The sequence below is a fragment of the Anabaena sp. CCY 9910 genome (genome assembly GCF_963920875.1).
Taxonomy (GTDB): domain Bacteria; phylum Cyanobacteriota; class Cyanobacteriia; order Cyanobacteriales; family Nostocaceae; genus Trichormus; species Trichormus variabilis.
In genome coordinates, this window is sequence record NZ_CAWUDJ010000057.1 from 1 (window position 1) to 13,426 (window position 13,426).

The window sequence follows — 13,426 nt, forward strand, 5'->3', positions numbered from 1 at the left end:
CCTGACTCACTCTGATTTTGTATTTTCCTCTGCTTAGAGTGACAAATGAGGGATAGAATCCAGTATCTTCTGAATCTGAGAATAGGTATAAATGGTTACTGTACGTCGTTGGTGGGATCGCAAAGCCTTACAAGTTGGTTTATTAGGGTTAGCAGTTGGCAGTGCTTGGGTGTTGCGTCAGACTCAAGGCGGGTTTTTAGCGGAAGCATACCAAGTAATTACCCGTCCTTTGCAAATGTTGCAGACAGGCCCAAGCCTAGAGGAACGCCAGGAAGAACGTCTCAAGAAAGCGCAATTCTTGGAGATGCAAACACGCATTACCGAATTAGAAAGTCAAAACAAAAAACTCACAGATTTATTAGGTTACGTTCAAAACGAACCACTAGCATCGCGTCCAGTACCTGCAAGGGTGATAGGACGCAGTGCTGACCATTGGTGGCAACAAGTAACTATTAATCGCGGTGCTAATGCTGGGATTAAAGAAGGTTATATTGTCAAGGCTGAGGGGGGATTAGTTGGTCTGGTAGACAGCGTTACACCTAACACCAGCCGCATATTGTTAATTAGTGACCTCAAAAGTCAAGTAGGTGTTACTATCAGCCGGACTTCAGCCAAAGGTGTTCTGCGGGGAGATTCTTCTTCGGAGGCTGTGTTGGAATTTTACGAAAAAGTGCCAAATGCGAAAGTGGGAGATTTAGTTTCTACGTCAACTTATAGCCAAAGATTCCCCTCTGGTTTGGCAGTGGGCAGAATTAAATCACTGGATTTAAAGAAATTACCCGCATCAATCGCCAAAATTGAACTTTTTCCAGCGCTCAGTTCATTAGATTGGGTAGCTGTATATCCCAAGGTGACAAGCCCAAATTTGGAAAATCAACACTCCAATCAGCCACAGCAACAAAAGTCCAACTAGATTTTCTGGAAATCTCTCAAAACAATGAAGACACCTTCATTTAATGGTAAATCAAAACCGCCGGCGCGAAGATTCAGCGTCCGGCGTATGCCTTTGTCGCGTTGGCATCCGGGTTTGCTTCACCTACTCGATTGGGGAGTAACGATTGGTTCGGTATTGTTATGTTTGTTATTGTTACCAACCCGCTTACCAGGTATGGAATTGTTGGGGATTGGCCCTAATTGGCTATTAATTTGGGTGGTAGCTTGGAGTGTCAAACGTTCAGTATGGGCGGGAACTTTTGCTGGCATTGTGTTAGGGCTGCTGCAAGATGCCATTACATCCCCTCATCCGTCCCATGCCATCACGTTGGGGTTAGTAGGCTTTTTGACTGGATTATTACAAAAGCAGCGTTTTATCCAAGAAGATTTTATTTCTATTGCCTTAATTGTCTTTGGGATGGCAATTTTGGCAGAAACAGTTTTTGCACTGTTGTTGACTTTAGCAGGCGATCGCCAAACAGAATACATCTGGGCATATTATCAACGTGTCACCCTAGCCTCTGCTATTCTCAGCAGTCTTTGGGCCCCTGTGCTGTACTATCCCTTAAACAGTTGGTGGCAAAGAATGAAAATGTTGGAAAGTTAGTAGTTATGACAATGTTGGTGTGGAGTCGAAATCAATAGCTCATACCAATTCAAAATTCAAAATTCAAAATTAAGAAACCTATATTTTGCAAAGGTTTCTGGGTTCGGATTTGTATCAGAATTTTAGTGAAATGGTATCAATACCTTTGAGACACAGGTTAGTATGGCAAATAAAGCAGACCTATGTCTTGGGAATTGCCCCAGCTTATTCAGCTTGATTTGATTCAGGCGATCGCATCCTGATACAGGTCTTTAGCAGGCATAGGAGAAGGTGCAGATAAACAACCCGCGAAGGGATATTACTGTTTAAATATCACTATAAGAGCATTTAAAGTGCAGAATATTTACAGTAATTCCCAAAGTTATGGATAAATTTCCAGTGGTCGCTCAAGCAGGTGCATCCCAACCCAACAACATTCAGCAACATGAACCCTCAATACAGCCATCAGTGCTACAGAGGGTAGGAAATGATTTTGATGTCCGTATGATGCAACGGTGTTTAGAACTGGCACGCCGTGCTTTAGGACGTACTTCGCCTAACCCGTTAGTAGGGGCAGTTGTTGTCAAGGATGGGGAAATTGTGGGGGAAGGGTTTCATCCCCGCGCAGGTGAGCCTCATGCAGAGGTTTTTGCTCTCAGGGCAGCAGGAGAACTGGCTCGTGGTGCTACTGTATACGTCAATTTAGAACCTTGTAATCATTATGGACGTACTCCCCCTTGTTCGGAAGGATTGATTGCTGCTGGTGTAGCGAAGGTGGTGGTGGGTATGGTTGACCCGAATCCCCTGGTAGGTGGTGGTGGGATTGAACGGTTACGTGGGGCTGGGGTGGAGGTGTTGGTGGGTGTGGAAATGGCAGCCTGTCAGCAATTGAATGAAGGCTTTGTGCATCGGATTCTTCACAAAAAACCTTTGGGTATTTTGAAATATGCCATGACGTTGGATGGCAAAATAGCCACTACCTCTGGTCACAGTGCTTGGGTGACAAATCCATCAGCTCGTGGCGAAGTTCATCAATTACGGGCTGCTTGTGATGCGGTAATTGTTGGTGGAAATACGGTACGACGAGATAATCCTTACTTAACGAGTCACCAAGAAGGGGTACATAATCCTTTGCGGGTGGTGATGAGTCGTCAGCTAGATTTGCCAGTGGATGCTCATCTTTGGGAAACAGCCGAGGCTCCAACTTTAGTATTGACTCAAGTAGGTGCTAATCCAGATTTCCAAAAACTGTTGCAGCAAAAGGGAGTGGAGATAGTAGAATTAGCATCGCTGACACCAGAAACTGTCATGTCTCACTTATACGATCGCGGTTTTTGTAGCGTGCTGTGGGAGTGTGGTGGTACTTTGGCTGCTAGTGCGATCGCTCAAGGTGCAGTACAGAAAATTCTGGCCTTTATCGCTCCTAAAATCATTGGTGGTAGCCATGCACCTACGCCTGTGGGTGACTTGGGCTTTGATACGATGACAGAAGCTCTAATTCTAGAACGAGTGCGTTGGCGTGTGGTGGGTTCTGATTGCTTAGTAGAAGGTTATTTACCCTCACTAAACCAATAAATGGTAGTTCATAGCCAATAGCGATCGCCATTGACTATGGACTAATTTATCGTGGAATTAGAACTATGAATATTGGCGCTCATAAGCAAGATCACGTATTAGTGCTAGCCGAGATTGAATATAGTCAACCAAGAAATCGGTTTCGTTGGGTTCTAACAACGCTTGTGTTGTTGTCTGGTGTACCAACCATTGCACCAAGCTAGCATCGTCCATCTGCAAGAGGGTCTTCGTTTGCGAGTTTTCAACTACAGACCAAAGCTGACGCAGAATTTTAGGAGTCATCAGACCTCAATTTAATCATGAGCTTAGTTACTTTCACATTACACAATTACAGCAGTAGATCACGACATTAACCTACAAGCTGAGACAAGTATTATTAAAAACTTCACATAGCGATTTATAACTTGATTAAGTTTAAGAATTGACTCGCTATATGTCAGGCTTTACATAAGTTAATTTTTTCTAAATATTTTAGTCTAGTAATTAATACTCACAATTAACCGATGGGTGCCTAGAAAATACTAATTATAAAATTTTGTTAAATCATTTAATAGTTAATCAATCAATGTGCGTGAATAGGATATTAATTTATATGTGATTTTGCATCTGAAGAGATATTATCATAATTAGGGATATTATCTACTATTAAAAATAACTCGCAAATAAATAATAGAGTGCATTATTACTCGTAATGCACTCTCATAAACAATGTAATTTTAGTCTTCGTATTCTACCCAGCTATTAGGTGTTTCCGAAACGTGAACTTTTAGTTGTACATCTGGTGGTACTCGTTTTTTCGTTTCATCATAGATATACTTAGCAATCATCTCAGCAGTTGTTTCATATTCAGGAGGCATCACTTCATTTAAAATACCGTGATCAAGCCCTCCTTTTGTCACATCTTGTTTAGCCCAACGTAAAGTTCGGAAATCAGCTACCATTACAGGATGCGGACAATATTGAGAAGAATGTAGTTGTGTTGATATTGCTTCAATCCGGACTTGATAATTATGACCGTGCATCCGCCCACAAGGGCCATTGTAATCTTTAATGTAGTGAGCGCTATTAAATGAAAATTCCGTTACTACCTTCCATTTTGGCATTTTAATATTACCTCGTAGCCAATTTTGATATAAATGCTCATGTCACCTGATTTAATTAGTGACTGCAACCAGGTATTTACAAGTATTACTTATATATAGATTAAACAACCAACTGAGCAATTAGGCTGGTTATGATTACAAAGTCTTCAAGAAATTATGGATACTTCAAATTACTACCTAGATAAAAACTCCACCCACAAGGGGATAAAGTTTTGTCAGTGGTCAGCAGTCAGTGGCAAATATATGTAAAAACCACTCCATGTACGGGTTGGGGTATTAGACCAGATCCTTTCAACAACTGACAACTAACAACTGACACGCAAAGCGCAATAAACCAGATGGTAAGCAATTAATTTCATACTTTTTCTTGCAATGCCCAAGCTAAGAAACGCTCGGTGTGGTAGAGGGCTAACTGATTACTTGCTCCATTGAATATATAGTCAAAAGCGTGTTCAGCCCAAGGAATTTCTAATAAAATCGCTTTATTACCACTATTTTGCAAAGACTGAAACAAAGTTCTGGGGAAAATGATTTGGATGATGTGATCACGACCACCATGAATTAACAAAGTCGGTGGAAGTGGACGATTCACGTAGTTAATTGGGGAAGCTTTAGTGTATTGTTCTGGGACTTGATCTGGTGTACCACCTAAAAAAGCTTCAAGTACTGATCTTACATTTAAGGGGTCTGGTGTAGGTGGTTCTCGATAACCTTTTGCTAGGTTAGATGGAGCATAATAACTAATGACTGCACGAATGGGTAAAGCATTTTGCTGATAAGCAGTTAACATTGCTAATTGTCCACCGGCGGAACGTCCAAGTATGGCGATACGGTTAATATCGGTTTCATACTCGGTGGCGTGTTGCTGGATAAAAGTTAAGGCGCTGCGGACATCATCAAGTTGGGCTGGAAATTTGTAAGTGGGTGCATAGCGGTAAGTAATGGCAAAGACTGTATAGCCTCTAGCGGCCATATATCGACTGAAATCGGCGTTATTTTCTGGACTTCCACTTTGCCAACCTCCGCCGTGAATGACGACGATTCCGGGGTATTTGCCAATTTGCGGAGGACGGTAGATGTTGAGGCGCAAAGATATCCCATCAGGTGATGCAAATTCGATGTTGGGTGTGTAACGTACATCATCTATGTGAATACCTTTAAACGCATCTATGATATTAAAAGGATGGGATAAGGTACGCCCCATCATAGGCGATCGCCCAAAATGTTTTTGGTCTAGAATTGGTTTGAGGTAGTCTTTACCTAATTGTTTCTCCATTGCTGACTGCATCTGCTGTTGCGTAGTTGGTATTTGCAGCAGTGGCGTTATACTGAGAATAATTCCAACTATACTAATACTTAAAGCAGCGTATTGCAGTAAGTTACCAGGTAATCTTAAAAGCAAGAGGGCAAAAGCTGTAGCATTTAACAATAGTAACCAATGACAGACTTCTGGCGCTCCCACCCCTAGAGGTAGTAAAAGATAAATGGGTGCTGGAATTATAATCCAGATGCTCAAGAAAAGACCAATAAAGCTCAAAAGTATCCCCACAATGGAGAAGACTTCTTTAATAGACGGGAGCAGATTTGGCATTATTTTCTCATTGTGTAATACCGTTTCTTGATGTAGCTTGCCTGGCGTAGCCATAGATACACTTTATTCTGTACTGTAGAGACGTTGCGTGCAACATCTCTACATCATTTATTTGGCGCAGCTTCATATTAATTTGGTATAAATGTTTCATTGTCAAGAGGAGTAAAATCACGAATAATGATTCTTTTATTGATATAGCCTACTAATGTGCAGTTTCTTCCAGGATATATATCACTCAAAGAATTGAAGTATAACCAACGTTTTTCTGGTTGTAATTTAATTGCAACTCGGCGTGGGTATCCAAATCGATCATCATAGGTAGCATCTACTCCTATAGTTCCATCACAAGCGCATCCATTTGGCCCGCATTCTTTTCCTGTTGCAAGCAGTTCAATTTTCTTGAACATCTCCGTAATAGTTAATGGAGATATACTTGTACAAGTGTTGTTCTTGATAGCAATTACTGTTTCATTTTTAATCTCAACTTCTTGCTGACATTTATTGGGAGACAAATAATTAATAGTAATTCTATAATGTGAGATTTCCTGTTTAAGCCAGTTTTCTTGGGCTACCTCTAATTGCTTTTTTTCCGCATTTTTGAAAATGAATTGATTGCTAAGATAGGCAACACTACTGATTGTGAGTATGGAAGTAATAATTATCCATTCTAAGGATGAATGTTTATTCATGAATTTGTTTATTTATCACATTAATTGTTCCAAAAGTAGCTAACATCTTGCACCTTCTCAATAAGCAAGTGGTGGACATTGCCCACCCTACGAAATAAGCAGCCTTTTAGCCTGTGATTTTGGCAATAAGAGAGTGGTGCAAGATATAAGGTAGAGAATGTGTTCTCGGAGATTTTAAATTTGTTGAGTTACTTCTAAATAAATATGTTCTAGTTTTACTGGTTGGCGAGAAATTGCATCAATATTTATACCTTCAAAACGAGAGATTATCTCTTTTAACTCCAAAGATTCAGGTAGCCAAAAGGCTAATTCTTGATCATAGTATCTATGGGTAAAACCGTAGGTTTGAGCGCGAGCGATCGCCTTTTCTTCTTGTGTAGTTTTCAATAATAAAACCTCTTGTGCTGGAATTAAATTACGTAACTCAGCTAAACTACCCTCAACTAAAATCCGTCCGTTTTTAAGGATACCAATTTTTTCACATAAGCGTTCTGCTTCATCTAATAAATGAGTGGTGAGTAAAACTGTAATTCCCTGAGTTTTCAGTCGTCGAATCAATTCCCAAATTTCGTAACGTGCTTCAATATCTAAACCTGTAGTTGGTTCATCAAGAATTACCAACTTCGGCTGATGTACTAATGCTACAGCAATATTTAATCGCCGTTGCATCCCGCCACTCAAAGTTTCTACGGGGCTTTTTGCCCTATCTGATAAGTTGATAGCATCTAAAATATCTTTAGTTTGTTTTTGAATATTTTTTCTACTTAAGCCATAAATTTCTCCAAAAAAATGGAGATTTTCTTCACAAGTCAGAGTTTTATATAAAAGATTTTCTTGAGGGGCGATACCAATTAGTTTTTTGGTTGATTCAGAAATAAGCTGATTATTAAGTTTAATCTCGCCACTATCAGCTTTCAGTAAATTACAAATAATATTAATTGTTGTGGTTTTACCAGAGCCATTTGCACCTAGTAAACCGTAAATTTCACTGTTATTAATATTTAGAGTTAAATTTTGTAGAACCTGACGATCGCCATAGGATTTATTTAAATTATGAATATTTAGCATCTTTCTGCTCAATTATAATCTTCTCTCTACAATTAACATTCGTTGATAAGATAACCAACCACCAATAATCATCGCTATAGCGAATGCTAATAAAAAAGCAATGTGTGAAGTTATTTTATCAACTGGTTCCCCTTTTGAAGACACAGCAACCAAAGCTTCATTCATATGATAAATGGGATTATATTTAGCTATATTGATCAGGGTTTTAGGAAACAATGCAGTCGGTAAAAATGCCCCACCCAGAATTAATAAAGGAACGCCAAAGGCGGCTACCAAAGAATTGACATCTTCAATCCGCCTGGCTAATTGTGTACCGAGAATAAAACCCAAACCAACGTAAGCAGCAATACTTAGAAAAATAATTCCCAATCCTAATAAAATTGAACCTTTAAAAGTTGCACCCCAAAAAGCAGCGATCGCATAAATTAATAAAGCCTGACCAATACCAATGCAACTATGGGCCAGGAAAATCCCCAAAAAATAAGATAAACCACTCAAGGGAGACAGAAAAAGACGTTTGAGGGTTTGTTGTTCTCTTTCTGCTACTACAGTAGACACAGTACCGCCCAAGCAACTAAAGAACAGTGCAGCACCCACTAAAGTTGAAGGTGCAGCATAGGAAAAAGCATCAGCTAGGGGTAGTTCCGCCCGTTCTGCTAATATAAAACCGCTCAAAGTTAGTACTGAAATCGGGAAGATACTCCAAAAAATCAAACTGCGTCTACGGCGTAACAGTTCAATTAAAATACGTTTGGTAACTGCGATGGTTTCACGCCAATATTTCATCATTGGGGACAAGAAAGTAAAAAGTAAAAAGTAAAAAGGTAAAAGATTTTTTCTTTTGCCTTAGATTGGGGATTGGGGGAAGTAATAAGAAAAATAATGATATTTGACCAATCACTTATTGACTATTGACTATTGACTATTGACTATTGACTATTTAAAATCTTTGTCCAGTTGTAATCTCAAATCTGATTTCTCCTTGGTCACTAACTCCCAAGTCACCACGAAATAAACCAAAAGGAGAGTTTAAGCGGACTCCTAAGCCGTAGCCAAAGCCGCTTCCGGGTTTGTTTCTGACTACACCTGGTTCCCCGATGACTGTTTTACCAGAACCAAAATCTGAGGCGAAATCAGTAAATACAACTCCGCCAATTGCTTCCACAATGGGAAAACGATATTCCACAGAAGCTAAACCATAACTGCGACCACTGGCGAGTTTTCCTGAACCATAACCGCGCACCGAATTTAACCCGCCTAAATTAAACGCATCAGCCGGGGGAAATTCTCCAAAAATTGTGCCAAGTTGCAAATTTACAGCCACCATCTCCGGATTATCTGTCAGATTCTGATTTCCTATCCAGGTGACTGGTAGATATTGGATATAGTTTCCTTGGAGACGGTTACTAAAAATATTCCCTAGTCCCAAGGGGATTGCTTGTTCGGTGCTGAGGGTGAGAATTGAACCTTGAGTGGGATTGAGGCGATGATCTCGTAAATCTCTCGTTACAGCCAAGGATAATGTAAATAGGTCATCAATGCCCTTACCACTCGCCGAAAGCGGATTACCTAAGCCATCAGCCCGGACAACGTTGTAATCTTGGTCACGGAGACTAATCCTGGTGTAGTTAAGACCTAACGCCCCATCCCACTCATCAAAAGAACGGAGTAACGCCACAGAACCGCCAAATCTACCTTCCCTGGTTCTGCTACCATTGGCTAGTCTGATCTCATCATCAAAGGTACGGGATATTTGGCGATCGCGGAAAGCTGTTACACTATAACCCAGACGTTCTGGTTCTCCTGAACGATAAGGACTTGTAAATCGGCTATGAAATTGGACATCTTTACCGCTAACCTGCACGGTTGTTGTCAGTTGGTCATTTAATCCACTAATGTTGGCATCCTTATAAGTTACCCGGCCAGACAAGCCAATATCATCGTTATTGCCTATACCGTAATTCCAACTAGGAAAGCGGCGTTCTTTAACATCATAAATAATACTTACCCCAAAGGGATTTTCTTCTCGGTAAGCCCTAACATAAGTGAATGACTCTAGTTTCTGCAATCTTCGCAAATCTGCCTGTAGAGCTTCATCACGGAATATTTGACCAGGCTTGAGTTTTAACAAACCTAAAATAAAATCTTTTTGGGTGCGTCCTATAATCGGTTTTCCTTGATCATCTACAGACTGATTATTGTCGTCGATAAACCGAATTTGCACATCCTGAACAATTGTTTGGGTAAGTTCACCCGTTTCCGGAACACCTACATAATCACCATATTTGGCGTATCCATCAATAACCCTTCCGTCAGACAAATCTTTCGTCTCCACCGGAAAATTCGCCAGTACTGGCTGATGTTCCCGACTCACGAATAGCCCCACCACCAAAATCACAACTATTGGAACACGCATATTGGCAACCAATTAGTGTTATCAATTTTGCCTTATTTAGTGAGTGTACGCAACTCTTGGAGAGTGTAGGGGACAGTTCGCGGTGGCGTAAATTAACTTGAGTCTCCAATGGAGGCGAAGTTGGAGACTCAAATTAAATGAAAATATTTTTTGATGTATGCTTGCCAAATATAGGGAGGACTTAGCAAGCTACCAATAAATAGTTCCAGTTCACAAGCTGCAATCAAATCCCTCTTGACGCTACCGCGATATTTGCATAAGTGCAGAAGAAGTTTACGTAGATCATTAAAAATATATACCCAAAATAAAACAGGAGCTTGCCAAGGTTTAACACTCAACATCCTTGTGTGATAACGGCTCAACCCAATACCACGGCATAAATCAACAAGATAATCTTTCTTTAATCGCCAATGAGGGATTTGGTGAGTTATTTGCATTTCTGGGTTATACCAAATATCCCATCCGGCTTGTTGAATATGTAGTAGTGCTTCTAAATCTTCCCCTGGTAAATAGGGTTCGCAAACTCGACCTTGGAGAAAACATCTTTCTGGCACATTTTCTAACCAAGCTTGTTTTCGCACCACTAACCCGGCTCCAGGGGGCAGTACCTTTTTTTTCGGCTCATAGAGCAGCTTTTTTGAGCCTCGCTCTGTTAAGGCTAATAGTGCTGCTATGCGTTGGAAATCAGCTGGAGGAGGAACTTCAAATTCACCCTGAATACGACTACCATAAGCACCTGCACGAGGATGATTTTGAGCAAATAAATAGGCACTAGCAACCCATGTGGGAGAGGGAATATTATCGTCATCTAAAAAGCCAATTAACTCTCCTCTGGCTGCTGCAACAGCGTGTTGACGGGCGATTGCTAATCCTTGTTCTGGCTCAAAACTATATCGCAATTGCCCCAATTTAAAACAAGTATTTTGATACTGCTGGACTACTTGTTTGGTGCCGTCTGTACTGTTGTTATCAACTACAAGTATTTCCCACGGAATCGCTTCTGTACCTATTTGATTTTGCAATTTATCAAGTACATTAGGCAGTCTTGTCGCACCGTTATAAGTGCATATCACCACGGTGAATTTGATGATCATATTTCTTTAAATGACATGAGATAAAAGGAATCAATAAATGCTTGATCAGAACGCACCTAAAGTTTTTAATATTTTTTATCGTGCTATATACAATATAAGTAAGTTCACTTACTTTAAATGTGAAAACTTGATGTATTTTCAGTGAAAAAACGTGATTATAGTAGTTTTTTCGGAGTATAGTACTACGCATTGAATTGATTGATCTAGCAGATAAGCTACTCTGTTTTTAAGTTGCACAATCCATTGTGAGGGCTGTTAACATTTAACAGCCCTTATTGATAGTTATTTACTTATGTATTTTTGCCTTGATCGTAAAGTTAAGACTTGGGAATAGGTTTAATTTTGAACTGCTTAGGACTTATACCAATTCAAATAATGATTGCAACACATCATGGGGTGAAGACGCGATAAATCGCGTCTCTACGGATGGTTTATCTATCGCATTCTTTTTCCAAATTGGTATTACGCATGACAACGAAAGATCAAGGATTTTGAGAAGCGTATGAATCAATTCAAAATACCCTACGGGAAGCTAAAGCTTAAAATTCAAAATAAATGTTTTACACCCCTACACCCGGTCTCAACAGAAAATCTGGGTACGTAAGTCCTATTGTTAAGACAACTGCTGTAATAACTCTTGTATTTGCGCTGGATTTAACTGTTCAACATTACTTAAAACTACTGCTGCACCGGCTGTTACTAATGTTTGTGCATAAGCTTCTCGACGGGCTGCTGTTTCTTGGACGTGAGGCGGTAAGATACCTACTCCAATCCAAGTACGGTGAGGTTTGAGTTCTCTAGCCTTGCTGACTGTGTACATATCTGCTACTGTGTCTCCGACATAGAGAATTACTGATTTTTCCTCTAGGCCATCCTCTAACTGGTTAATAGTTGCAAAAAGTCCTGTGGGGTCTGGTTTACCTGGCGCATCTTCCATTGCAATGAGTACAGGAGACTGTAAACCTAAACGTTGTTTTAAAACATAGTTAGCAGAACCACGAGTAGCACCGCTAAAAAATCCCCAAGCAATACCCGCTTGTGTAAGTTGTTCTAAATAACTTGGTTGTAATAATAAAGGTTCGTCACAGATATATCCCGTCCAATTGTCTGGGTCTGGGCCACGGTAACGGGATTGAAAAAAGGCAACTATAGTGTTGTAGTCTAGTTGCAATTGTTCACGGCGTGTTCCTTGAGCTGCAAAGTAACGGGAGATTAATTCTTGAGACGCTTCCCAATCGTTGTTCCAAATACCTTCGGATTTCAGTTCGTCAATTTCTAAAGAAGTGGGACGATAGGCCTTATTTGTAAAGTACTCTACCGTGTCTGCTAAGGCTCGACGATAGGAACCCCCAACATCGCGGATAACTCCATCTATATCAAATATTGCGATCGCTTTTGTAGTCATCAGAACTGTTCATAGGTAATGGGTAATAGGTAGTGGGTAATTAGTTATTTTCTCCAGCTTTACCTAGTTCCCAATTCCCAGTCCCTATCTTTTAGGCAATTATCCCATTGATTGACAATATTTAATATTGTGGATTTAGGCGATAACCCATACCATAAACTGTCCTAATCCACTCTGCTGCATCTACTTCCTGCAAACGGTGTCGCAACTTGCGTACCAGTACGGTTAAAGCATTGCTTTCTGGTTCCATTCCCCACTCCCACAGGGCTTCTTCTATCTGGCTGCGAGTTAAAACCTGATTGGGGTGACGCATGAGGTATTCGAGTAATCGTGCTTCACGGGGGGATAGCTCGACTTTGAGTTGCTCTCGTTCTACGGTTAAATATGCTAGATGCAATTGTAAGTCTGCAACACGCAAGCTGTCTCCTTGCCAATTGGGAACTCGCCTTGCTAAAGCACGAACCCGCGCCAACAGTTCTACTAAGTCTGCGGGTTTGACGAGATAATCATCTGCACCAGCATCTAAACCCATCACTTTGTCTGGTGTGGTGTCTCTAGCCGTTAGCATCAATATAGGTGCAGTTTTACCCGAACAACGATACTGGCGGCACAAACTTAACCCGCTTATTGTGGGTAGCATCCAATCTAAAATCAGTAGGTCATAATCCTTTTGGGAAATCAACCACTCGGCAATTTCTCCGTCTTCCGCCGTATCTACAATATAGCCAGCTTCCGATAAGATACCTTGTAATGGCTCTAATTGTTCATAATCATCTTCCACTAGTAATATCCGCATAAGATTTTTGGGGATGGAATTGTCAGATCCTTTTTAATAAAGATAAGTGTTTTTATATCTAGCATAATTACTATCCCAATTTTATATTTTGATTTGTTCGACCAGGAGACAGATTATATATCTATCAATAGATAGTTTTACTGGAAAATTGATAAATTCTTCAGACCTTA

General features: G+C 40.4%; 13 protein-coding genes. 3 read left to right on the top strand and 10 right to left on the bottom strand.

The genetic code is table 11. From position 1 onward, the window contains the following. The first annotated feature begins 91 nt into the window (after positions 1-91). The 3 genes from mreC (at position 92) to ribD (ending at position 3,094) form a co-directional block, all read left to right on the top strand. Entirely contained in the window at positions 92-913 is an 822-nt protein-coding gene (mreC, locus tag ACM5QX_RS26400) for a rod shape-determining protein MreC (RefSeq protein WP_011318283.1), read from the top strand. Between the two features lie 24 nt (positions 914-937). Then, entirely contained in the window at positions 938-1,540 is a 603-nt protein-coding gene (gene mreD / locus ACM5QX_RS26405) for a rod shape-determining protein MreD (protein ID WP_011318282.1), read from the top strand. A gap of 363 nt (positions 1,541-1,903) precedes the next feature. Beyond that, a complete protein-coding gene (gene ribD / locus ACM5QX_RS26410; protein ID WP_414756225.1) occupies positions 1,904-3,094 on the top strand; it encodes a bifunctional diaminohydroxyphosphoribosylaminopyrimidine deaminase/5-amino-6-(5-phosphoribosylamino)uracil reductase RibD in 1,191 nt (396 codons plus the stop codon). A 63-nt stretch (positions 3,095-3,157) separates the two neighbouring features. Here the strand turns inward: ribD and ACM5QX_RS26415 are convergent, their stop codons facing one another. From ACM5QX_RS26415 to rppA, 10 genes are all read right to left on the bottom strand, one after another. Next, positions 3,158-3,376 carry a hypothetical protein gene (locus ACM5QX_RS26415; RefSeq protein ID WP_010994258.1) on the bottom strand — a complete coding sequence of 73 codons (219 nt, stop codon included), beginning with the start codon at positions 3,374-3,376 and terminating at the stop codon, positions 3,158-3,160. Between the two features lie 434 nt (positions 3,377-3,810). After that, a complete protein-coding gene (locus ACM5QX_RS26420; RefSeq protein WP_011318279.1) occupies positions 3,811-4,197 on the bottom strand; it encodes a 6-pyruvoyl trahydropterin synthase family protein in 387 nt (128 codons plus the stop codon). A 355-nt stretch (positions 4,198-4,552) separates the two neighbouring features. Then, complete coding sequence (locus ACM5QX_RS26425; RefSeq protein ID WP_414756247.1) at positions 4,553-5,788, bottom strand: alpha/beta fold hydrolase; 1,236 nt, start codon at positions 5,786-5,788, stop codon at positions 4,553-4,555. A gap of 128 nt (positions 5,789-5,916) precedes the next feature. After that, positions 5,917-6,477 (bottom strand): DUF6174 domain-containing protein, encoded by a 561-nt coding sequence (locus ACM5QX_RS26430; protein WP_414756226.1) that lies wholly within the window; start codon positions 6,475-6,477, stop codon positions 5,917-5,919. Between the two features lie 174 nt (positions 6,478-6,651). After that, a complete protein-coding gene (locus ACM5QX_RS26435; RefSeq protein ID WP_414756227.1) occupies positions 6,652-7,545 on the bottom strand; it encodes an ABC transporter ATP-binding protein in 894 nt (297 codons plus the stop codon). A gap of 12 nt (positions 7,546-7,557) precedes the next feature. Beyond that, positions 7,558-8,331, bottom strand: a complete 774-nt coding sequence (locus ACM5QX_RS26440; RefSeq protein WP_414756248.1) for an ABC transporter permease — start codon at positions 8,329-8,331, stop codon at positions 7,558-7,560. Between the two features lie 154 nt (positions 8,332-8,485). Further along, a complete protein-coding gene (locus ACM5QX_RS26445) occupies positions 8,486-9,961 on the bottom strand; it encodes a BamA/TamA family outer membrane protein (protein WP_414756228.1) in 1,476 nt (491 codons plus the stop codon). Positions 9,962-10,089: 128 nt separating this feature from the next. Then, on the bottom strand, positions 10,090-11,055 hold the full coding sequence (hpsE, locus tag ACM5QX_RS26450) for a hormogonium polysaccharide biosynthesis glycosyltransferase HpsE (RefSeq protein WP_414756229.1): 966 nt from the start codon (positions 11,053-11,055) through the stop codon (positions 10,090-10,092). A 613-nt stretch (positions 11,056-11,668) separates the two neighbouring features. After that, a complete protein-coding gene (locus ACM5QX_RS26455) occupies positions 11,669-12,460 on the bottom strand; it encodes a TIGR01548 family HAD-type hydrolase (protein WP_414756230.1) in 792 nt (263 codons plus the stop codon). A 121-nt stretch (positions 12,461-12,581) separates the two neighbouring features. Next, positions 12,582-13,256 (bottom strand): two-component system response regulator RppA, encoded by a 675-nt coding sequence (rppA, locus tag ACM5QX_RS26460; RefSeq protein WP_414756231.1) that lies wholly within the window; start codon positions 13,254-13,256, stop codon positions 12,582-12,584. Positions 13,257-13,426 lie beyond the last annotated feature (170 nt).